Origin of the sequence: Listeria immobilis (assembly GCF_014322845.1) — a bacterium.
GTDB lineage: Bacteria > Bacillota > Bacilli > Lactobacillales > Listeriaceae > Listeria > Listeria immobilis.
Genome location: NZ_JAASUA010000001.1, coordinates 33,904 through 53,496 on the forward strand (window position 1 = coordinate 33,904; position 19,593 = coordinate 53,496).

Consider the following 19,593-nt stretch of genomic DNA (forward strand, 5'->3'; position numbering starts at 1 on the left):
AATGAATTATCAGCAACACACGAAATTATAGAGGTACACTACGCTTCTTTTAGTTCGTCAGACTGGAATGTGTTAGCTGGCGGAACAACAGTGGTGCTAGTACGAGCGTGCAAGAGAGAGGTGGCGGAATGAAAAAATACGAATTAATCATGACGAGAGAAGAAGTTTATCATCTCCATCGTGTCTTAAAGCAAGATATAATACTCAGCACCTGGGGGGTAAGCACTAAGGACCCGGAAGATGAAGAAGCTTTTTTAGCTCATATAGAATTGAGTAAGGATTTGGCAAGAAAAGTTACGCGATCGGAGGTCAAATAATGCCAGGACTAATAGCAAAACAACCTAACAACTTGTATTGTCGTATATCAACTGTAGTAGAAGCTCCAACGCATCACGACATGACGATAGAGGAATTAGAATATTATTTAATTAATGAAAGGTCATTAGATATAAATCTTGTAACGTTAGAACAATGGCTAGCCGTTTATGAAGTCGATTTCAATGTAGCTATTAAACAACTCGGTTCAGGTTCAGGGAATTTAACTTTTGAAGAAGCTAAAGAATGGCTGAAAGAGGTTGGTTATCAACATGCAGACGAATTTATGAAAAAAATTGCATATAGGTGGGACGAGTGGGAGGAAGAAGATGACTAAAACACACGAATTAAAAATAGCACCAAAAGAGGAATGTTATACGGAAATGAACCTTGATAGAACAGCAATAGAGGAGTTAGGAAAACATTTTGCAAAAGGGTTCAAAGTTGGTTTTGAAAATATAGTTATAGGTAACACGCAAAAGTCAATCGATCAAATGGTGAATGCGTTGAAGAAGGAGGAAAACGAATGACTAGCACAATAAAAATATCTGAAAAAGATAAAGTGTTCCAGATTGCGACGGAAGCTGGGTGGGTTGAACGGACTGGAATGCAAGTGACGATTGACGGAATAGACTTTGCAATTTATCCGGAAAGGACATTAACCCAAGTATTCTTGCACGTTAATGAAATATCTAGTGGAGCTTCATTGTTAAATTATCCAATCAATCTCATAGATTTCCTAGATGTAACCACTCGCAATACAGCAATTGAATTTTATAAAGATAAAGTGATTCCTTTAATCCAGAAAAAAATCGAAGCAAATGGATTAGACAAATTTAGAAAAGAAGTTGAAAAAACAAAAAAATATATGGTTGAAACCCACGGAGAACGACCAAAAATTAAAGATTTTGAGGAGGAAGGCAAATGATGAACCGTGTAGTACTTGTAGGACGATTAACAAAAGACCCAGATTTACGTTACACTCCGGCTGGCGTGGCAGTTGCGACTTTTACTTTAGCTGTAAATCGTACGTTCACTAACCAACAGGGAGAGCGAGAAGCTGACTTTATTAATTGTGTTGTTTGGCGTAAACCAGCAGAAAACGTTGCTAATTTCTTGAAGAAAGGAAGTATGGCAGGCGTTGATGGACGCATACAGACTCGAAATTATGAAGATAATGACGGTAAACGAGTTTTCGTTACTGAAGTAGTTGCTGAATCAGTTCAATTCTTAGACCCTAAAAATAACAACGCAGAAGGCGCTACATCGAATAGTTACCAAAACCAAGCTAATTATTCAAATAACAATAAAACAAGCTCATATAGAGCGGATACGAGCCAGAAGAGTGATTCATTTGCAAATGAAGGTAAGCCGATTGATATTAATCCGGATGATTTACCATTTTGATTGGGAAGGTGAATAAAAATGACAGCAGAAACAGCAATAAAAAAGTTGAGAAATAGATCAATGAGCATCAGATTTATGGCTAATGCAATTGCAGAAGTTACAAACTACCAAATTAGCGAAATTGAACAAATGGGGGACGAAGAGATTGAAGCGAAGTATACCGCGTACGTCATTAACGAGGCGAACGAGTACGCGAAGTAAATATAATGCGAAGAAAGTTGTTATTGACGATATAAAGTTCGATAGCAAAGCAGAAGCAGCTTATTATCAGCAATTGAAACTATTAAAAATGACTGGTGAAGTAGTGAGTTTCGATTTACAGCCAGAGTTTGTGCTACAAGAAAGCTTTCGGAAAAATGGAAAACTGTATCGAGCGATTAAATATAAAGCTGATTTTCTCGTTCTTTACAAAGATGGTCACGAGGAATTAATCGACGTCAAAGGCATGTTAACAAAAGAGTTTCGAATCAAGCAAAAACTTTTCGAACTGCGTTATATGCAATCAATTAAGTGTTTGAAATTAAAAGGCAGACAATTCGTGGAGGTGTGATAAATGGCAGTAATGGGGATGACGGAGAATAAAGCAAGACAGCGGGAGATAATTAGTCACTTAGTAAGTGGAAATTTATCATTGAGTAAAAGAAAGGAATTACAAAAAGAGCTAAATAGGTTAATGAAAGAAAACACAGAAGAAAAGCAAAAAACATATTGGTCTAAAACGTTTGATAGGGTTGTTCGTAACAAGAAATGGGAAGAGATTACACTAAATGAATTTATCGAGTTAAGGCATGCAGGACTCAGTGGTTATGCAATTGCTGATCACTTTGGAATTTCAAGAGCAGTAGTCTTTAATTACACACGAAATAACAGAACAGAATACTATCGTCTCTTTGATATGAGGGAGTATCAGAAAAATAAAGAAATGTGGAGTGACAAGTAAAACAAAAGGAGCAGTTAAATGATTGATAAAGTAGCGAAATTTATAGGAGCTGTGACTATATATGCTCTGTGGGTCCTAGTACTGATTTTTGTACTAGGATTAGTGGTTAAAGGGATTTTATGGATTTGGGGAAATATGTTTTAGGAGGATGAAAATGCAAATTGAAAAATTAAATGTAGTTACCAGAGAAGCGATTTGTAACGGCGAAAACATAGAAATCGCTAAATACAATATTGAATTAGAAGCAATTAGTGAAGAATCTTTTATTGATACAGCTGAAAAGGTTGAGAAAATAAGGGAGTTTATCGAAAATTTATAAAGTGATGGGGGCGACTTTATGGGACAACTATTCAATCTACCACAAGTTGAAGATATTAACTACATTCAGACAGTCAGAGCAGTAAGAAAGTTCTTTAAAGACTATTTAATGCTGCGTGTAATGGCTGGAAGTCGTAAATTGCCAACAATGACGACAACATACAAATTAACGCCACCGAATTTCAGTAATGAATTTCATTCAAAAGTAGAAGATGCTGCAATTCATAATGTCGATAACGTTCATGCAGCACAAGAAGCGGTTAAAAAATACGATGCTATTTTGAATCAACTTGAGCACATTCATAGAAAGATACTGTTTGAGAAGTTTATTCATAACTTACAAGATATAACTATTATGCTTGATATTCCTTACGAGGAGAGACAGTACAAACGTGAAAAAAGAAAGGCTGTTATTGAGTTGGCGACTACTTTAGGAATTGAAGTGTTGAATTGAAAATGGCACTTTTCTGGCACTTTTTGAGCAAAAAAAGGTGATAAAATGTTATTAGTGAGAAGTGAAGATGATTACAAAAATAAATCATATATTGAGTCTGCGCTCCACTTCTCATATCCTATCTGCACTGGATGTAAAACACGCATGCGGCGCTGACTGGTGCGTTAACCAGTTTTTTAAATATATAGCCCTTTCCATCTGTTGAAAATTGAGCAGCTGGTTTTTATTTGGTATAGTGAAAAATAAAAGGGTGGATTATGATGTCTGTAACTAAGGAAAAATGGAAGGTGTTTTTTATTAATTTTGGAATTAAATTATTGTTTTTGATAATCATTTTTGCTCCGATTTCAGTTTTAATACTATTTAATTATAATTGGCAAATTGTGACATTAGGGCTAGTAGCATCTGCGTTATTTAGTTTTATTTGCGGTATTAATAAATTTCAAACTTTTAAAATTGGGAAAGATGGAGTGGAAGTGAAAAAAGCGGTAGAAGAAGCGAAAGATATTTTAGGAGAATTAAACGAAAGCGTGAGAGATTATTTGTATTTAAACTTGCTGAGCACTAATAAAATCGGTATAAATGAAGATATAGAAGCTAGTATAGATGAGTTGGAAATATACGAAGCCATAATAAAAAAACACAGTATATCAGATTCTAAAGTGAAGACCCAGTTGGAAAAATACAGAATAAGCATTTTATCTAAATCAATTGAAAAAATTGTTGCCAAGATGAATGATATTGAATTGTCTGTAGTAAGTACGAGCAGACCAGATATGTCATTGATAGAGTATTGTCTTAATAACAATGAAATCTTTGAGCCGCATGAGCTAAAACAAGTAATCTTTAATTTCTTAAATCACTATGAAGGTAATGAATTAGCACAGCAGAGTTTTGCTATAAAATATTTTGAAAATCTAAATGAGTATGCAGAATCTTACTATAAGTACTATGACAAGATTATAAAATAGAATATTGAAAGAGATAATAGTTATCTGAGGACCTGTGATGGTCCTTTTTATTTTATCAAAATAAGGGAGTGTGGTGATATGTAGTGACTAATTGGGAATTAGCTTATAAAGATTATAAAGAAGGCATGAAATATAAAGATATTGCCGAAAAATACAACGTGTCTATAAATACAGTGAAATCTTGGAAGTCTCGGAAGTGGAGCAACCCGGAAGATAAAAAAGGTGCAACTAAGAAAAAGGTTGCACACAAAAAAGAAACTAAGTTAATAATTGAAAACGATACGCTAACAGAACAACAAAAAATGTTCTGTTTATTTTATTTACAACACTTTAATGCAACGAAGGCATATCAACAGGCATATAAGTGTGATTATAACTCCGCTAGATCTAATAGCATTAGACTGCTAGCAAAAGATAACATTAAGCAAGAATTGAACAGATTAAAAGCAGAGTTGCAACAAGAGCTATTTGTTAATGTGCAAGACTTGATGAAAGAATATGTAAAGCAAGCTTTCGCCGATATAACAGATTTTGTTGAATTCGGTAATGATGAAGTAGCAGTGACTGATATAAACGAACAAGGCGTAATGGAAGCAGTCTTGGATCCAGTAACTGGCGAACCTGTTACTTATAAAGCGTCATTCGTTGCTTTAAAGGATAATTCAGAAGTTGATGGCTCGCTAATTCAAGAAGTGAAAAAAGGGAAAGATGGCGTATCTTTGAAGCTCTATGATAAACAAAAAGCTATGTTAGAGCTCATGAAGTACTTGAAAGATAACGGAGAAGACGACAACGACCAAATTACCATCATTGACCCGTGGGGTGAACGCGATGGCTAAAAAAGAAATAGACATCCGTAAAGAAGTAAACCCGCATTTTGCTGAAGTTTGGAAAGCGGCAAAGCCTTTTAATGTCCTAAAAGGTGGTCGTAACTCGTTTAAATCATCCGTTATAGCTTTGTTACTGGTTTCTTTGTTAATACCGTATCTATCACGAGGCGAGAAAGCGAATGTGGTTGTAATTCGAAAAGTTGGAAATACAATCCGTGATTCTGTATTTAATAAAATCCAATGGGCCTTGAAAAAGTTCTTTTTGATAAATAAATTCGATACTACTGTCAGCCCCTTTAAAATAACCCATAAAAAGACGGGTTCAACTTTTTATTTCTACGGACAAGATGACTTTCAGAAACTAAAGTCTAATGACATTAACGACATTATAGCTGTTTGGTATGAGGAAGCCGCCGAGTTTAAAGACGCGGAAGAGTTCGACCAAACTAACACAACGTTTATGAGGCAAAAACAGAAAAGAGCTGCTTTTGTTCGGTTCTTTTGGTCATATAATCCTCCTCGCAACCCTTACTCATGGATAAACGAATGGGCAGACCAGCAACGAAGTAATTCGACCTATTTAGTTCATGAATCAAGTTATTTGAATGACGAGTTAGGTTTTGTTAATGACCAAATGCTAGATGTAATCAATCGGATAAAAGAAAATGATTATGACTATTACCGCTATTTATATTTAGGAGAAGCGGTGGGATTAGGCACAAACGTTTATAACATGAATTTATTCCAAAAACTTAAAACTATCCCGCCGGACGATAGAATTATAATGATTGACTTTGCTATCGACACTGGACATCAAGTATCAGCTACCACATGTCTAGCGCTAGGTTTTACAGCAAAGAAAAATGTTATCTTACTAGACACGTACTATTACAGTCCCGCGAATCAAGTTGTTAAAAAAGCGCCTTCGGATTATTCAAAAGAGTTACGCGAGTTCATGACTAAAATAGTCGCGAAGTATAATGCGCCTGTCGATATGCAAACGGTAGATAGTGCGGAGGGCGGGCTTCGAAATCAGTACTACAAAGATTACGGTGTTAGCTTACACCCCGTCGCAAAAGGTAAAAAAGTGGATATGGTCGACTTTGTGCAAGATTTATTAGCACAAGGTCGTTTTTATTATCTTGATATTCCAGAAAATCAAATATTCATCGAAGAACACCGCAAATATCAATGGGATGTCAAAACTGTTAACACAGATAAGCCTGAGGTCATCAAAGAAGACGATCATACGTGCGACGCTTTTCAGTACTATGTTAAAGATAATTTACGCAAATTGGGGCTCAAATATTAGGAGGTGAAAACCTTGATAAACCAAATAATCGCGGGAGTGAAAGGAGTGATGCGGAGAATGGGGCTATTGAAAGCACTGAAAGATGTAACGGAACATAAAAAAGTAAATGCTAATGATGAAGATTATAAGTATATTGACATATGGAAACGATTGTACCAAGGCCATTATGCTGAATGGCATAATCTCAATTACGAACACAATGGCAATCCAGTCAACAGACGCCAATTATCTATGAATTTGCCGAAGGTCACAGCTAAGTATATGTCAAAGCTTCTTTTTAACGAGAAAGTGAAAATCAATATCGATGATGAAGCAGCAGAAGAGTTCGTGCTTAACGTACTCAAAACAAACGGTTTTACGAAGAATATGGAGCGTTACATCGAATACGGAGAAGCGATGGGCGGCTTCGTGATAAAGGTTTATCACGACGGCAATAAAAACGTCAAAGTTTCATTTGCAACAGCTGATTGTATGTATCCTTTGTCAAATGATAGCGAGAATGTAGACGAATGTGTTATTGCTAATAGTTTCCACAAAAACAATAAATATTATACGTTGCTTGAGTGGAATGAGTGGCAAGGCGATGTATACACGGTCACAACAGAGCTATATCAGTCAGATGACCCGAACGAGCTTGGGACAAAAGTAAGTTTAACATTGCTGTTTGACGATATTGAGCCGGTTGTTCCGCTACCTGACTTTACACGTCCGACTTTCATTTATATTAAACCTAATATAGCGAATAACAAGAATCTAACGAGCCCGCTCGGCATTTCTGTTTATGCTAACGCATTGGATACATTGAAAACACTTGATTTGATGTTCGATTCATACTATCAAGAATTCAAATTAGGCAAAAAGAAAGTGTTGGTGCCTTCAAGTTTCGTTAAAACAGCTGTCAACTTGGACGGCTCGACTTCACAGTATTTTGATTCAACCGATGAAGCGTTTTTCCTTTATCAAGGTGATCAAGATGACAACGGTAAAGCGATAAAAGATATATCTGTAGAGATTCGGTCAACTGAGTTTATCGAGTCTATAAACGCAATGTTGAGAATATACGCCATGCAAGTTGGATTAAGCGCAGGCACATTCACTTTCGATGAAAACGGCTTAAAAACAGCTACAGAGGTTGTAAGCGAGAAGTCAGAAACCTATCAGACTAAGAACAGCCATTCACAGCTAATTGAACAAGGCATAAAAGAAATGATTGTGAGCATTCTTGAGGTCGGGAAATTTATCGAAACTTATTCTGGCGAAGTAATTGAGTTAGACACTATTACAGTCGATTTTGACGATTCTATAGCACAAGATGAAGATACAACTATCAATCGTTATACGAATGCTAAAAATCAAGGTATGATACCGCTGAAAATTGCTTTACAGCGTGCTTGGAATATTACTGAAGCTGAAGCGGATGAATGGGCTGAAATGTTAGCAAAGGAAAAACAAGCGGAAATACCTAACAATGATATGACCGGAATATTTGGAGAAGAGGAGTGATTTAGATGGCGCTAACTCCTAGACAATTAGACTTATTTGTGCAACCGGTCGTTGATGTATACACAACGCTCGAAAATGAATTGTTCACTCTTATTGTTCGACGATTGAAAACAAAGAAAAATATCAGCGCAGATAATGTGCTTGCTTGGCAAATAGAAAAACTTAATCAAGTTCATGCACTAGATCAGCAAATGATTGAACGAATTTCCAAAGCTTCCGGCATTTCTGCTAAGAAGCTTTTTTCTGTTGTTAAAGATGCGGGATATAGCGATTTAAAACAAGTAGATAACTATTTGAGTAAATTAGCTGAAGCAGGTGCTGTGTTACCACTTGTGGCTGACGGACAAACGATAGTCGATAAAGTAATGAGAAGTTATTTTAAGTTAGCACAAAGTAACTATAATCGCGTCAATCAAACGATGTTATCGCAAGCAAGACAAATCTATTCAGATATCATTCACGAAACGACACAGAGCGTTATAGCTGGTTTAAAAACACATAGACAAGCATTAGCTGAGGCAGTAACTAAATTCGCTGAAAACGGTGTTCCTGCGCTTGTAGACAAGGCAAATAAAAGGTGGACACCTGAAGCATATGTCCGGACTGTAACCAGAACAACAGTTAACAGTGTTTATAACAGCATTGAAGACGAGCGAATGAATGAATTTGGCGTGGATTTAGTGCGTATTTCACAGCACATAGGAGCACGACCAACGTGTTCACTTGTTCAAGGCAAAGTAATCTGTTTGTTATCTGTTGAAGAAACAAAAACGAAGTACGGCAATAAATACATGTCTATTTATTCGCCGGAACTCAGATATGGATACGGCGATGGTGTTTTCGGCTGTAATTGCCGTCATCATCGTTTTGCTTTTATTGAAGGCATTAACATTGCGCCGGACGAGAGCGAGCTAGTAGACGAAGAAGAAAACAAACGCGTTTATATGTTGAGTCAGCAACAACGATTGATGGAACGCGACATAAGAGCAGCTAAACGCAAGCTGTCAGCTGCCGAAGAATTAGGCGATGAACTAGCAGTTAAAAAAGCAAAACAGGCTGTTAGAACGAAGCAAAGTAAGCTAAGAGCATTTGTAAAAACACATAATTTAACAAGGCAATACAACAGAGAAAAAGTATATGCATAACATTCGACCTGAACGAAAGTCGTTAAAAGTCGGCTCTCGTGATCGTATCACGTAAAAACAACGTAGGAGGAATAAGAAATGGAAAGAGACTTTTTGAAGGAATTAGGCTTGGAAAAGGAAACTATCGACTCTATTATGGCAGAACACGGTAAGTCGATTCAGAACGAAAAGGACAAGGTAACATCAGCGGAAGCAGAAAGAGACGGGCTTAAAAGCCAGCTTGCGCAACGGGACGATGATATCGAAGCTTTGAAAACTGATTCCGGAACAAGCAAATCTTTAAAAACTCAATTAGAAACACTGCAAGACAATTACGAAACTTTGAAAAAAGATTCGGAAGCTAAATTAGTAGAAACTCGCAAAGGTGCAGCACTTGATTTAGCTTTAGCAAATGCGAAAGCAAGAAATCCGAAGGCTGTAAAAGCTTTACTGGATAACGACAAACTAGAACTAACAGACGAAGGTTTGAAAGGCCTTGACGAACAGCTAGGGGCATTGCAAGAAAGCGATGCTTATTTGTTTGCTCAAGAAAGCGAAAATGTAGCACTCAAATGGGGCGTAAGCGGAAACCAAACAGGTGGAACAGGGGAACAAGGCGCATTAAAGCTGCCTAACCAGGTATTAAATGAGCACAGAATCACAAAATAATTATTAAACGGAGGTAATAAATTATGGGTTTTAATCCAGATACAACGACAATGCAAAGTGCAAAAACAGGTTCTATTCCGATTAACATTTCGGAACAAATCATTACAGGCGTGAAAAATGGTTCAGCGGCTATGAAATTAGCTAAAGCAGTGCCAATGACGAAACCAGAAGAAGAATTTACATTTATGTCGGGTGTTGGTGCTTTTTGGGTAGATGAAGCGGAACGCATTCAAACTAGTAAACCAACATTCACAAAAGCGAAAATGAGATCTAAAAAAATGGGTGTTATTATCCCAACGACTAAAGAAAATTTAAACTATAGTGTAACTAACTTCTTTAGCCTTATGCAAGCTGAAATTGTTGAAGCTTTTTACAAGAAATTTGATCAAGCGGTCTTTACAGGTGTAGAAAGCCCATACAATTGGAACATTTTAAAATCAGCTACTGATGCAAGTAATTTGGTAGAAGAAACTGCTAATAAGTATGATGATTTAAACGAGGCTATCGGATTGATTGAAGCTGAGGACTTGGAACCGAACGGAATTGCAACGATTCGTAAGCAACGCGTTAAATATCGCAGCACTAAAGATGGTAATGGTATGCCAATTTTTAATACTGCTACTTCAAATGGTGTTGATGATGTCCTTGGTTTGCCAGTCGCATACACGCCTAAATATACTTTTGGTGACAAAGATATCTCCGAATTGGTTGGGGACTGGAACCAAGCGTATTACGGAATACTCAGAGGCGTTGAATACGAAATCTTGACCGAGGCAACACTTACAACAGTGGCAGATGAAACTGGGAAACCGCTAAACTTAGCTGAACGTGACATGGCGGCAATCAAAGCAACTTTTGAAGTTGGATTCATGGTTGTCAAAGATGAAGCATTCTCTGTAGTTCAACCAAAAGCAAAAGCGGGAAACTAATGGCGGCGCGGTCGGGTGAAACTGATAGCGCGCCGATTAAAGACTTTTCAGCTATGACAGTAGCAGAATTGAAAGAAGAGCTTGCGAATAGAAATATCGAATTTGCAAGTAATGCGAAAAAAGCGGAGTTAGTGGCTCTATTGGAAGGTAGTGAGTGATATGCCTTACACTACATTAGAATTTTATACTAATGAATACGCTGGGGAGCATTTGGAACAGGAAGAATTTGCCAAACTGTTAAAGCATGCCGAAAGAAAAATTGATTCATTGACATTTTACCGAATACGCAAAAGCGGGATTGAATCGTTCAGTGAATTTATTCAGCATCAAATACAGTTAGCTACTTGTAATCAAATCGAGTATTTCAAAGAGGCGGGCGGAACAAGTGAGTTAGCTGTTTCCAAGCCGGATAACGTGAGCATTGGAAGAACTTCTATTAGTGATAGTAATTTTGCATCAACTGCTACATCTTTGAACAGCGGATTAGTAGGCAGTGATGTAAGGTCCTATTTAGCGCACACAGGTTTGCTTTATAGCGGGGTAGGTGTTCGTTAATGAAAGTATTAAAACCGATAACAAACGCTCCTCCGTTACCTCTCGATTGGTTAATTCATAACATTAGTTATGAAGCGTACAAAGAAGAAGATAGACATAATCAAGTCGTTTATGAAAAAGGCATTGAGATTGAACATGTTCGTGTTGATTTCTCAAAATCAAATCAAATCGCGGGATTATCCGATAGTGATAGATATGACGCGGTTATCTTTATTGATGCAGTGAACAGCATGAACGTGCCAGCTGATTTTATAAGTAGATCGAGAATTTTTTTCTCTGGAAAAGCTTATAAGATTGTCAAAGTTATACCTTGTTATGCGACCTCTGAAAATGTGCACCATTGGGAGATAGAGGTGGTTTGATGCCGATTAAAATTAATATTGACCTTTCAAAAGCCAAAAAGAATGTAAAAAAAGCAAAGGAAGGTGCGCAATTCGCTTTAATAAATCAAGCCGCTGCCGATATTTCTTTGTATGTCCCATTTTTGGAGGGTGATTTATCAAATCAATACGTTATTATGAACGACAAAGAAATAATGTGGACATCTATTTATGCACGGAGACTCTACAACGGAATAAACTTCAATTTCACACTCACACATCATCCGTTAGCTGGCCCGAAATGGGACCAACGTGCAAAAGTAGATAAGCTAGAAAATTGGATAGAAGTAGCACAAAAAGCGGTTGAGGAGGGATTATAATGTCATTAGATTTTTTAGATATTGTTATGGATGCTATCGAAAACAACGTCGATTTAAAAGATATGAAATTAAGAACAGCGATATTAAAACCCGAGTCAATCGCTTTGCTACTGACTCCAAATAACGACAAACAAGGTTATCAAGACGGCTCATACGAGCGGTCTTTTTCTTTTAACCTAAACGGTTCTAGCAAGCAAGAAATGAAAGTTTTAGGTGTTTTGAATGCAATTACTGCTTATTTTGATAATACAGAAATAGAGAGTATTCAGAGTTTAAATAACAGCTTTGTGCTAGAAGACAAAGAAACAACTAGTGTGCCGAACCTCGTTTCTGCTAGTGACGATGGGACGTTTATTTATAGCGCTAGTTTCAAAATCAAATTATATATTGAAAGCGAGGAAAAATAAAAATGGCTAGAATTAAAAATGCGAAAACGAAATACTTTGTAGCTGAAATTGTTGATGGTGCGGGCGAGCCAGTGTGGAAACGCCTGTCAAAATGGATTACAAACGTGTCTGATGATGGGTCGGACAACACGGAAGAACAAGGCGACTACGACGGTGATGGCAACGAAAAAACTGTTGTCTTAGGTTACTCAGAAGCTTACACATTCGAAGGGACACACGACCGTGAAGATGCTGCGCAAAACTTAATTGTCGCTAAACGTAGAACGCCAGAAAATCGCGGGATTATGTTTAAAATCGAAATTCCGGATACTGAAACAGCTATCGGCAAAGCAACTGTATCAGAAATTAAAGGCTCCGCGGGTGGCGGCGACGCTACAGAATTCCCAGCGTTTTCCTGTCGTATTGCCTATGATGAAACACCCACAATTACAAAACCCTAAGGAGAGCCCGTCCAGCGTCGAAGTGGACAAGGCGACTATTACGTTAAAAGTTGGTGAAACATCCACTATTACTGCTTCAGTATTACCTGCCGGAGCAAGTCAAGAAGTAACTTTTACTTCTTCAAATCCACCAAAGGCAAAAGTAAATGCTAGCGGGGTGGTCGAAGGGGTAGCAGAAGGAACAGCAAACATAACTGTCGCATCTAAAGAAAACCCTGCTATCAATAAAGTAGTACAAGTAACAGTAGAAGCAGCAGATTAATAAATGAAGCCCTTACTCTGTAGGGGCTTTTAAATTGGAGGAAATCATACATGACAAAAAATAATGTAATCAATATTCAATTAGAAGAATCGTATCAAGAGTTTCAGCTTGGCACGGAACTGTTTAAAGTCGGGTTAGGCGATGAAATGCGTCGCAAATGGATTGAAGCAGATGAGAAGTACAAGAAGAAACTGGAAAAATTAAATAAATACAACATTGATAATACAGACGAAATGAGTTCAGAAGAATATTTTACATTAGAAGAAGATGTAAAAGAGGCTTTAACTGAAGCATATGCAATTTTATTGGATGACGAAAAAGCATTCGATAAATGTTATGCGCAATGCAAAGATATTTTAAAAATGTACCAAGTATACAATCAAGTTGCAGAAATCATTGTCGGTTCAGTAGAAAAACAACAAAATGAAATTCAAAAGAAATATAAAGCAAAAATGACTAAAAAAGCGAAGTGATTTAAATGCTTTCTCTTGCCGATGGAATAAACGATATTTACGTTTATGAAAATGAAGATTATCAACTTGATTTGACTTTTGATAATGTTCTTCGTGTGCTTGAATTAAATGGAGATACGCGGCTTGAGGATTACTTTAGAGTGAATTTAGCCATTGAAGTTTTATTCGAGAACGAAACTCCTTGGTCGCAACTTGATGAAGATAATCCGTATCAAAGCATACAAGAAAAAAGTTTAGTCCTACTAGACATTTTCGAAAATTATATTGTAAAAGACGATGCTAAAGGGATTCAATATGATATTGATGGTAATAAGATGCCAGTAGCAACGAGTGAAGGCGAGGAAGAGCAAGCTTATTATTCATTAACACAAGATAGTGATTATATTTATGCTTCGTTTTTACAAGATTACAATATTGATTTAATAGACGTACGAGGAAAGCTTCACTGGTATAAATTTCGCGCATTATTCGATAGTTTGCGAGACGATACAGCAATTAAGTCTATTATGAATATTCGACAAACAGAATTGCCAACTGGAAAAGGTTCAGAAAAAGAACGAGAAGCGCTTATAAAATTGAAAAATCATTATAAATTACAAGATTAGATTAGAGGTGAGAACATGAGCGATGGATCAGTAGTAATTGAAATCAGTTTAGACGATAAAAAAGCAGATAAACAACTTAATGCGTTTGAAAAAGATTTGGCAAAAGCAGGAACTAACGCGGGGGCGGCATTAGATAAAGCATACAGAGAAGCAGTATCAGATATTGCTAGTCAATCAAAACGTTTAAAAGACACGTTTGTAAATGCGTTTAAAAGTATGGGAAGTGCTAGCTCAAATGCTTTAAAAGCTAGTTTGAACTTTATGCGTGAGTTGCCTTCAAATGTACAAGCCGCACTATCTAAACTTGCATCAACAGTAAAAACTGGGTTTGTAAACGCTGCTAAAGCATCTATTACAGCGGTTAAAAATCTTGGAACGAGTATCAAAAACACAGCAGTTAATATCAAAAACGGCTTCTTTTCAATTGCTAAGACAGTACAAAGTAGTATTGTGTCAGCTGTTAAAATATCAATTAATGTCATTAAATCCATCCCTAGCGCAATCAAAAGTGCTGGAAGTAGTATTAAATCGGCATTAGTAAGCAGTTTACAAGCAGCTAAAATGGCTGCTATTTCTTTTGCTCAAACTTCTGTAAATGTAATTAAAAGTATACCTGGAGCAGCAAAAACAGCAGCTGTTGCAGTGAAAAACAGTTTCGTAGTAGCTTACAAAGCGGTGGTAGTTGCTGCTTATATGAGTGTAAAAGGAACTATTAGCGCTGTGAAAGCTATTCCTAACGCAACAAAATCAGCGGCATTAGCAATAAGTAGCGCAATGAAAACAGCGTTTAGCGCCGTGGCAAGCGCGGCAAAAACGACAGGAACAACAGTGAAATCAGCATTAAAAGCAGGATTTAGCGCTGTGAAGTCCGGAGCCAAAGCGACTGGCCAAGCTGGTATTTCAGCATTAAAAGGTCTAGGGAATATTGCAAAAAGCACTGGTTCGTTAATTAAAAGTGGATTAGTAAGTGGATTTAACACAGCTAAAGCGGCGGCGAAAGGTGCAGGCGCTGGAATGCGTGAAGCACTTAAAAATTCAGTTGAAAAGCCCGCCGAACAAGCTCGCTTTAGTATTCTCAGATTAGCAGCAGCGTTCGGATTAATTGCAGCAACAAAAAACGTTGTGGGTAGCGCTATTGGTCGTGTCGATACGATTGATACAGCGACTAAATCACTAACAGTCCTTACTGGCTCTGCAAAAGATGCTCAACTTGTTATGAAAGACCTTACAGCGGCTATTGATGGCACACCAATTGCGCTTGATGCTGTTGCATTAGGCGCTAAAAAAATGGTAGCGGCTGGTATGAAAGCGACGGATGTAAAACCTGTATTCACTGCTATTGCTGATGCGGCGTACGGGGTCGGAAATGGTTCAGAATCAATCGACCAGATGACAGATGCTATCTCAGCATTACAAGCGTCTGGTGTTGCTTATTCTGATGATATTAACCGTTTAGTTGACGCAGGTGTACCGGCATGGCAAATTTTAGCTAACTCGACAGGTAAAAGCGTTGGAGAAATGAAAAAATATGTTTCTGAAGGATCGCTGGAATCGACTAAAGCTATTTCAATGCTAACAAAAGGTATTGAAGAAGGAACAACTGGCATGGCTGGTAACACGGCTAAAATGTCAGGTCTAGCAAAAACTGCAGGTAACACTATTAGCGGTTCATTTGCAAATATGAAAACTGCAGCTGTTAAGAGTCTTGCAAATATCGTAGAAAACCTAAAAGGTCCGATAATTCAGGCGTTAGACGTTGCTAAAAACGCATTCAAACAGTTTGCGGCAGTAACAGCAAGCCCTGAATTCCAGAAAAAACTTTCTGATTTAGTTCAGAAAATAAAAGAGTTTATACCAGTATTAATCGAGTGGGCACCACTATTGGCAAAAGTTGCCGCAGGATTTGTAGCTTTTAATATTATTAGTAGCGTATTTTCAAAAGTAGCTAAACTAGCAGGAGCGATAAAAAGTTTGACGTCTAGCGGGTCATTACTTTCAGTTGTAGCTAATACAATTAAAGGGTCATTCGTTAAATTAGTAGGAACACTCGGCTCAACAACTGCTGCTTTTGGCGTTGTTGTTGCGGCGATTGGCGCAGTGATAGCTGTTATCTATGGAATGTATACCGCTTTTAAGGAAAACACGGCGGGGATAAAAAGCTTTCTATCTGGCATGTGGGAAGCGGTGAAAAACTCATTCGGCAAGATAATAGATGTTTTCAAACAAATAGTATCAGCCCTAAAACCCGTCGGAAGCGGGTTTAAAGGCATATTGAAATATATCGGTGTGGGGGCGTGGGTTGTACTTGGTTTCGCTTTAGCGGCTGTAGTTGATGTTATTCAAGTGCTAGCACGAATAGTGTTAGTAGCTATTAAAGCGTTACAGGGACTTTACTATGCTATTAAAGCAGCATTTCAAGTGCTACAAGGTGATTTAAAAGGTGCTAAGAAAAGCTTAGAACAGTCCAAAGATGCCTTTGTCGATGCTGGCTCAGCTATTAAAGATGCTTTTAATAAAGATAATTATGCATTAACTGGTACTGTTGAAGCCTTCAAACAAATGGGTGGAGAAGCCGAAAAAACAGCGAAGAAAACAGAAACATCAGGTAAAAAGATAAAAGACACATTAAAACTAGTTGAATCTACTGCTAAGCAAACAGAAACAACGGTTTCGAAGTCAAATCAAGCAATAGATACGATGCTGTCTGGCGGAATAGATCAATACGGCAATAAACTTAGTGAGAAAACTAAGTCGTTCTTGAATTCTGCTAAAGAGCTATACAGTCAGTATCAAGAATCAACTAAAAAGTCACAAGATGCTTATACTGCTGCTATGGAAAAAGCCCAAACTTTAGAAGGAGATAAGCGTAAAAAAGCTATAGAAGATGCGAATAAAACATTAGTAGATGAAACGACGAAAAATAATAATACGTTGCTAACGCTACAAAGTGATTATTCGAAAATGTTAAAAACAAATCGCTGGACGGATGGTCAAGAATTAACTGCTCAACAGAAGAAATTTTTACAACAACAAACAGCTGATATACAAACGGAGTTAGCGAAACAAAATCAGTTGTATGTTGAAGCAAACTTGCTACGATTAGAACAAGGAAAAAGTTTAACTGAAAAAGAAAGAAATACAAGTTTAGAAGTTCAAAAAAGTTTGTATGAAGAAAAGAAAAAAGCGGTTGAAGCTGGTGAAAAATCTTTAGATGATTTGAAAAAGAAGAAAGCTGAAGCTTCTACACAAACAGAAAAAGCAAACTATCAAATTCAAATCGACGAACAAACAAAGAAAAATCAAACATTGTCTACTAACCTTAAAAATTGGGCATCTGAAATGAACTCAATTATTGCGAATGGCGGAACTTTAAACGCACAAACATTCGCAAACGGTTTGTCTCAGCTTGGAAATATTAGTGATGAACAGTTATCCGCTTTATGGCAAAACTTTGTTTCTACAAGCACATCAATTGATAATACGTTAGCAGGACTAGCTGGCATAATGGGACAGCGTGGCGGACAAGGAGTACAAGCTTTTGTCACAGCGCTTCAAAACGGCGATTATACTACAGCAGCTTTAAATATTAACAATGATGTTTTAAGTACTATTTCTAGTTTGCCTAATGGCATGTTTTTGAATGGTCAAAGTGGAAAAACATTATTTATAAATGCTATAAAATCAGGTGACTATCAAGGTGCAGGCAAATATTTAGTTGACGGCGTGAAGATGGGCGCTGCTCCTATTGAGCAAGAATTAAAAACAAAAGGTCAAAATAGCGGACAAAATTTTGCAGATGGCGTAAAAGGAAAAGGTGGTGCAGCTAAATCAGCAGGAGCAGCAGTTAAGAATAATGCAAAATCTGGCGCAACTGACTTAAACGCATTTTTAAAAGTAGGCGTTGGTTCTGGTAAAAATTTCAACGCTGGTATCGAAAGCGGGAAGCCGGGGTCTTTAAATGCAGGAACATTTCTAGCTACTAATGCAAAATCTGGCGCAGCTTCCGTTGATTCTAGCGGCATCGGTTCTGATTTTGCTTCCGGATATAAAAATGGTATTTTAGGCGGCATCGGGGCTGTTGTGAGCGCAGCAGCTTCACTAGCTCAAAAAGCTATAGCAGCTGTACAGAAAAAACAAAATTCTCATTCCCCTTCGAAAGAAACTAGAAAATTAGGCGGAGATTTTGGTACAGGTTATTCGTTAGGTATCTCGAGCAAAACAAAAGCAGTAACAAAAGCGGCAAGCAATCTTGTAGCTGGCGCACTTGGAACTGAATCACAAATCAAGAAGTTATCTAGCACACTGAAAGACAAAATATCCTCAGCGATTGATGCGGGATTACATTCAAAGAATAAGAGTGCCGGGCAACTTAAACAAGCTAAAGCACTGAATAGCATAGAAGGTTATATAGGACAACAAACGAACAAGTTAGCAGCGACAGCCAAGAAACGTGATAAAGTAGTCGCTCAATTAAAAGCCGCTAATACTAAAATGGCGGACTTGACGAAACAAAGTAAAGAGTATGCTGCTTCAATCACTGAAAAAATGAAAAGTTATGGATCAATTAGCAATGTAGACCCAGAAAATCCGCAATCAATACAAGCAGAAATGCAGAAACGCTTAAAAGAAATTAAAGCATTTCAAGCAAATGTTGAAAAATTGCGTAAAAAAGGTGTTAGCAAAGACATTATAAACGACATCCTGGAGGCAGGTGTTGAAAATGGTTCGTCTTATGCACAAGCTCTTGCCAAGTCTGATGCTAAGACTATCAAAGCGATTAATAGCACGCAGAATCAAATCAATTCCGCGTCTAAAGCGATGGGAAATACAGCTGCTAATGCAATGTACAGCGCTGGTATAAACGCAGCGAAAGGTCTTATAAACGGACTAAACAGTCAGAAAAAACAACTAGAAAAAACAGCTAAGAGCATTGCTAACACAATCACTAATTCAGTGAAAAAAGCGCTTAAAATTCATTCGCCTTCTCGCGTTGCGGTTGAGTTGGGTAAGTTCTTTACCGGAGGACTTGGAAATGGTGTTTTAGCTGGTGCTAAAGGTGCAGTTCAATCAACAAATAAAATGGTTGATAAAGTAGTAAACGCCGCTTCTAATATGACCGTTCCGGTTATTAATCTGCCGAAGATTTCAGCTGAAAAAGCGCTGGGCCTAAAAAGCGTTGATTTAAATAGAACTATTACAGTTAAGACGATTATTGACAACAAGACAAAAGAGTCAAGCAACGCTGATTTAATCAAAGCCATTCAGCAATCTGGCGATAGACCTATTACTTTTAATGTCGATGGAAAAGATATTGCAGATAATACAAACAATCACTTAGGAAGTTCTACATCACTAGCATTTTACGGAAAGGGGTTATAA

28 protein-coding genes are annotated in these 19,593 nt (G+C 37.4%); all 28 read left to right on the forward strand.

Annotated features, from left to right (window positions below; translation table 11 throughout):
- The first annotated feature begins 128 nt into the window (after window positions 1-128).
- The 28 genes from HCJ45_RS00265 to HCJ45_RS00395 all read left to right on the forward strand — a co-directional run bounded on the left by HCJ45_RS00265 (window position 129) and on the right by HCJ45_RS00395 (window position 19,593).
- Window positions 129-317 carry a hypothetical protein gene (locus tag HCJ45_RS00265; RefSeq protein ID WP_085400849.1) on the forward strand — a complete coding sequence of 63 codons (189 nt, stop codon included), beginning with the start codon at window positions 129-131 and terminating at the stop codon, window positions 315-317.
- Window positions 317-652 carry a hypothetical protein gene (locus HCJ45_RS00270; protein WP_187123679.1) on the forward strand — a complete coding sequence of 112 codons (336 nt, stop codon included), beginning with the start codon at window positions 317-319 and terminating at the stop codon, window positions 650-652. The genes HCJ45_RS00265 and HCJ45_RS00270 overlap by 1 nt, the downstream gene beginning before the upstream one ends.
- The gene (locus HCJ45_RS00275; RefSeq protein WP_187123680.1) at window positions 645-845 is read left to right on the forward strand and encodes a hypothetical protein; all 201 of its coding nucleotides are present in this window, start codon (window positions 645-647) and stop codon (window positions 843-845) included. The genes HCJ45_RS00270 and HCJ45_RS00275 overlap by 8 nt, the downstream gene beginning before the upstream one ends.
- On the forward strand, window positions 842-1,243 hold the full coding sequence (locus HCJ45_RS00280; protein WP_187123681.1) for a hypothetical protein: 402 nt from the start codon (window positions 842-844) through the stop codon (window positions 1,241-1,243). The genes HCJ45_RS00275 and HCJ45_RS00280 overlap by 4 nt, the downstream gene beginning before the upstream one ends.
- On the forward strand, window positions 1,240-1,722 hold the full coding sequence (gene ssb, locus HCJ45_RS00285; RefSeq protein ID WP_187123682.1) for a single-stranded DNA-binding protein: 483 nt from the start codon (window positions 1,240-1,242) through the stop codon (window positions 1,720-1,722). Before HCJ45_RS00280 ends, ssb begins: the two co-directional genes overlap by 4 nt.
- 18 nt (window positions 1,723-1,740) lie before the next feature.
- Window positions 1,741-1,923 carry a hypothetical protein gene (locus HCJ45_RS00290; RefSeq protein ID WP_187123683.1) on the forward strand — a complete coding sequence of 61 codons (183 nt, stop codon included), beginning with the start codon at window positions 1,741-1,743 and terminating at the stop codon, window positions 1,921-1,923.
- The gene (locus HCJ45_RS00295) at window positions 1,868-2,272 is read left to right on the forward strand and encodes a DUF1064 domain-containing protein (RefSeq protein ID WP_187123684.1); all 405 of its coding nucleotides are present in this window, start codon (window positions 1,868-1,870) and stop codon (window positions 2,270-2,272) included. Before HCJ45_RS00290 ends, HCJ45_RS00295 begins: the two co-directional genes overlap by 56 nt.
- A 3-nt stretch (window positions 2,273-2,275) precedes the next feature.
- Window positions 2,276-2,662: a DUF2481 family protein gene (locus tag HCJ45_RS00300; protein WP_187123685.1), complete on the forward strand. Its 387-nt coding sequence runs from the start codon at window positions 2,276-2,278 to the stop codon at window positions 2,660-2,662.
- 18 nt (window positions 2,663-2,680) lie between these two features.
- Complete coding sequence (locus HCJ45_RS15040) at window positions 2,681-2,806, forward strand: hypothetical protein (RefSeq protein ID WP_256086207.1); 126 nt, start codon at window positions 2,681-2,683, stop codon at window positions 2,804-2,806.
- 10 nt (window positions 2,807-2,816) lie between these two features.
- The gene (locus HCJ45_RS00305; RefSeq protein ID WP_015967177.1) at window positions 2,817-2,981 is read left to right on the forward strand and encodes a hypothetical protein; all 165 of its coding nucleotides are present in this window, start codon (window positions 2,817-2,819) and stop codon (window positions 2,979-2,981) included.
- 18 nt (window positions 2,982-2,999) lie between these two features.
- Window positions 3,000-3,434, forward strand: a complete 435-nt coding sequence (locus HCJ45_RS00310; RefSeq protein WP_003735131.1) for an ArpU family phage packaging/lysis transcriptional regulator — start codon at window positions 3,000-3,002, stop codon at window positions 3,432-3,434.
- Between the two features lie 260 nt (window positions 3,435-3,694).
- Complete coding sequence (locus HCJ45_RS00315) at window positions 3,695-4,405, forward strand: hypothetical protein (protein WP_003722546.1); 711 nt, start codon at window positions 3,695-3,697, stop codon at window positions 4,403-4,405.
- 83 nt (window positions 4,406-4,488) lie between these two features.
- Window positions 4,489-5,244 carry a terminase small subunit gene (locus HCJ45_RS00320; RefSeq protein ID WP_187123686.1) on the forward strand — a complete coding sequence of 252 codons (756 nt, stop codon included), beginning with the start codon at window positions 4,489-4,491 and terminating at the stop codon, window positions 5,242-5,244.
- Window positions 5,237-6,547, forward strand: a complete 1,311-nt coding sequence (locus HCJ45_RS00325) for a PBSX family phage terminase large subunit (protein WP_176891388.1) — start codon at window positions 5,237-5,239, stop codon at window positions 6,545-6,547. The genes HCJ45_RS00320 and HCJ45_RS00325 overlap by 8 nt, the downstream gene beginning before the upstream one ends.
- A 12-nt stretch (window positions 6,548-6,559) precedes the next feature.
- The gene (locus HCJ45_RS00330) at window positions 6,560-8,050 is read left to right on the forward strand and encodes a phage portal protein (RefSeq protein WP_031667963.1); all 1,491 of its coding nucleotides are present in this window, start codon (window positions 6,560-6,562) and stop codon (window positions 8,048-8,050) included.
- 5 nt (window positions 8,051-8,055) lie between these two features.
- Window positions 8,056-9,195: a phage minor capsid protein gene (locus HCJ45_RS00335; protein WP_031667962.1), complete on the forward strand. Its 1,140-nt coding sequence runs from the start codon at window positions 8,056-8,058 to the stop codon at window positions 9,193-9,195.
- Window positions 9,196-9,273: 78 nt separating this feature from the next.
- Complete coding sequence (locus HCJ45_RS00340; protein ID WP_031667961.1) at window positions 9,274-9,843, forward strand: phage scaffolding protein; 570 nt, start codon at window positions 9,274-9,276, stop codon at window positions 9,841-9,843.
- A gap of 23 nt (window positions 9,844-9,866) precedes the next feature.
- Window positions 9,867-10,772, forward strand: a complete 906-nt coding sequence (locus HCJ45_RS00345) for a phage major capsid protein (protein ID WP_069017091.1) — start codon at window positions 9,867-9,869, stop codon at window positions 10,770-10,772.
- Entirely contained in the window at window positions 10,772-10,930 is a 159-nt protein-coding gene (locus HCJ45_RS00350; RefSeq protein WP_074046915.1) for a HeH/LEM domain-containing protein, read from the forward strand. The genes HCJ45_RS00345 and HCJ45_RS00350 overlap by 1 nt, the downstream gene beginning before the upstream one ends.
- 1 nt (window position 10,931) lies before the next feature.
- Window positions 10,932-11,327 carry a head-tail connector protein gene (locus HCJ45_RS00355; RefSeq protein ID WP_069017089.1) on the forward strand — a complete coding sequence of 132 codons (396 nt, stop codon included), beginning with the start codon at window positions 10,932-10,934 and terminating at the stop codon, window positions 11,325-11,327.
- The gene (locus tag HCJ45_RS00360; protein WP_003722537.1) at window positions 11,327-11,689 is read left to right on the forward strand and encodes a VanZ family protein; all 363 of its coding nucleotides are present in this window, start codon (window positions 11,327-11,329) and stop codon (window positions 11,687-11,689) included. Before HCJ45_RS00355 ends, HCJ45_RS00360 begins: the two co-directional genes overlap by 1 nt.
- On the forward strand, window positions 11,689-12,027 hold the full coding sequence (locus HCJ45_RS00365) for a minor capsid protein (RefSeq protein WP_186457091.1): 339 nt from the start codon (window positions 11,689-11,691) through the stop codon (window positions 12,025-12,027). Before HCJ45_RS00360 ends, HCJ45_RS00365 begins: the two co-directional genes overlap by 1 nt.
- A complete protein-coding gene (locus HCJ45_RS00370; protein ID WP_185419615.1) occupies window positions 12,027-12,434 on the forward strand; it encodes a minor capsid protein in 408 nt (135 codons plus the stop codon). Before HCJ45_RS00365 ends, HCJ45_RS00370 begins: the two co-directional genes overlap by 1 nt.
- A 2-nt stretch (window positions 12,435-12,436) precedes the next feature.
- On the forward strand, window positions 12,437-12,874 hold the full coding sequence (locus HCJ45_RS00375; RefSeq protein ID WP_003735046.1) for a phage tail tube protein: 438 nt from the start codon (window positions 12,437-12,439) through the stop codon (window positions 12,872-12,874).
- Window positions 12,843-13,136: an Ig-like domain-containing protein gene (locus HCJ45_RS00380; RefSeq protein WP_187123687.1), complete on the forward strand. Its 294-nt coding sequence runs from the start codon at window positions 12,843-12,845 to the stop codon at window positions 13,134-13,136. The genes HCJ45_RS00375 and HCJ45_RS00380 overlap by 32 nt, the downstream gene beginning before the upstream one ends.
- A gap of 50 nt (window positions 13,137-13,186) precedes the next feature.
- A complete protein-coding gene (locus HCJ45_RS00385) occupies window positions 13,187-13,609 on the forward strand; it encodes a phage tail assembly chaperone (RefSeq protein WP_187123688.1) in 423 nt (140 codons plus the stop codon).
- 5 nt (window positions 13,610-13,614) lie between these two features.
- Window positions 13,615-14,214: a Gp15 family bacteriophage protein gene (locus HCJ45_RS00390; RefSeq protein ID WP_185600963.1), complete on the forward strand. Its 600-nt coding sequence runs from the start codon at window positions 13,615-13,617 to the stop codon at window positions 14,212-14,214.
- 15 nt (window positions 14,215-14,229) lie between these two features.
- Window positions 14,230-19,593 carry a tape measure protein gene (locus HCJ45_RS00395; protein WP_187123689.1) on the forward strand — a complete coding sequence of 1,788 codons (5,364 nt, stop codon included), beginning with the start codon at window positions 14,230-14,232 and terminating at the stop codon, window positions 19,591-19,593.

What these genes read in the sequence shown, in the direction of transcription:
- HCJ45_RS00265 (WP_085400849.1), top strand. Translation starts at nt 129, where the DNA reads ATGAAAAAATACGAATTAATCATGACGAGAGAAGAAGTTTATCATCTC.
- HCJ45_RS00270 (WP_187123679.1), top strand. Translation starts at nt 317, where the DNA reads ATGCCAGGACTAATAGCAAAACAACCTAACAACTTGTATTGTCGTATA.
- HCJ45_RS00275 (WP_187123680.1), top strand. Translation starts at nt 645, where the DNA reads ATGACTAAAACACACGAATTAAAAATAGCACCAAAAGAGGAATGTTAT.
- HCJ45_RS00280 (WP_187123681.1), top strand. Translation starts at nt 842, where the DNA reads ATGACTAGCACAATAAAAATATCTGAAAAAGATAAAGTGTTCCAGATT.
- ssb (WP_187123682.1), top strand. Translation starts at nt 1,240, where the DNA reads ATGATGAACCGTGTAGTACTTGTAGGACGATTAACAAAAGACCCAGAT.
- HCJ45_RS00290 (WP_187123683.1), top strand. Translation starts at nt 1,741, where the DNA reads ATGACAGCAGAAACAGCAATAAAAAAGTTGAGAAATAGATCAATGAGC.
- HCJ45_RS00300 (WP_187123685.1), top strand. Translation starts at nt 2,276, where the DNA reads ATGGCAGTAATGGGGATGACGGAGAATAAAGCAAGACAGCGGGAGATA.
- HCJ45_RS15040 (WP_256086207.1), top strand. Translation starts at nt 2,681, where the DNA reads ATGATTGATAAAGTAGCGAAATTTATAGGAGCTGTGACTATATATGCT.
- HCJ45_RS00305 (WP_015967177.1), top strand. Translation starts at nt 2,817, where the DNA reads ATGCAAATTGAAAAATTAAATGTAGTTACCAGAGAAGCGATTTGTAAC.
- HCJ45_RS00310 (WP_003735131.1), top strand. Translation starts at nt 3,000, where the DNA reads ATGGGACAACTATTCAATCTACCACAAGTTGAAGATATTAACTACATT.
- HCJ45_RS00315 (WP_003722546.1), top strand. Translation starts at nt 3,695, where the DNA reads ATGTCTGTAACTAAGGAAAAATGGAAGGTGTTTTTTATTAATTTTGGA.
- HCJ45_RS00325 (WP_176891388.1), top strand. Translation starts at nt 5,237, where the DNA reads ATGGCTAAAAAAGAAATAGACATCCGTAAAGAAGTAAACCCGCATTTT.
- HCJ45_RS00335 (WP_031667962.1), top strand. Translation starts at nt 8,056, where the DNA reads ATGGCGCTAACTCCTAGACAATTAGACTTATTTGTGCAACCGGTCGTT.
- HCJ45_RS00340 (WP_031667961.1), top strand. Translation starts at nt 9,274, where the DNA reads ATGGAAAGAGACTTTTTGAAGGAATTAGGCTTGGAAAAGGAAACTATC.
- HCJ45_RS00345 (WP_069017091.1), top strand. Translation starts at nt 9,867, where the DNA reads ATGGGTTTTAATCCAGATACAACGACAATGCAAAGTGCAAAAACAGGT.
- HCJ45_RS00350 (WP_074046915.1), top strand. Translation starts at nt 10,772, where the DNA reads ATGGCGGCGCGGTCGGGTGAAACTGATAGCGCGCCGATTAAAGACTTT.
- HCJ45_RS00355 (WP_069017089.1), top strand. Translation starts at nt 10,932, where the DNA reads ATGCCTTACACTACATTAGAATTTTATACTAATGAATACGCTGGGGAG.
- HCJ45_RS00360 (WP_003722537.1), top strand. Translation starts at nt 11,327, where the DNA reads ATGAAAGTATTAAAACCGATAACAAACGCTCCTCCGTTACCTCTCGAT.
- HCJ45_RS00365 (WP_186457091.1), top strand. Translation starts at nt 11,689, where the DNA reads ATGCCGATTAAAATTAATATTGACCTTTCAAAAGCCAAAAAGAATGTA.
- HCJ45_RS00370 (WP_185419615.1), top strand. Translation starts at nt 12,027, where the DNA reads ATGTCATTAGATTTTTTAGATATTGTTATGGATGCTATCGAAAACAAC.
- HCJ45_RS00375 (WP_003735046.1), top strand. Translation starts at nt 12,437, where the DNA reads ATGGCTAGAATTAAAAATGCGAAAACGAAATACTTTGTAGCTGAAATT.
- HCJ45_RS00380 (WP_187123687.1), top strand. Translation starts at nt 12,843, where the DNA reads ATGATGAAACACCCACAATTACAAAACCCTAAGGAGAGCCCGTCCAGC.
- HCJ45_RS00385 (WP_187123688.1), top strand. Translation starts at nt 13,187, where the DNA reads ATGACAAAAAATAATGTAATCAATATTCAATTAGAAGAATCGTATCAA.
- HCJ45_RS00390 (WP_185600963.1), top strand. Translation starts at nt 13,615, where the DNA reads ATGCTTTCTCTTGCCGATGGAATAAACGATATTTACGTTTATGAAAAT.
- HCJ45_RS00395 (WP_187123689.1), top strand. Translation starts at nt 14,230, where the DNA reads ATGAGCGATGGATCAGTAGTAATTGAAATCAGTTTAGACGATAAAAAA.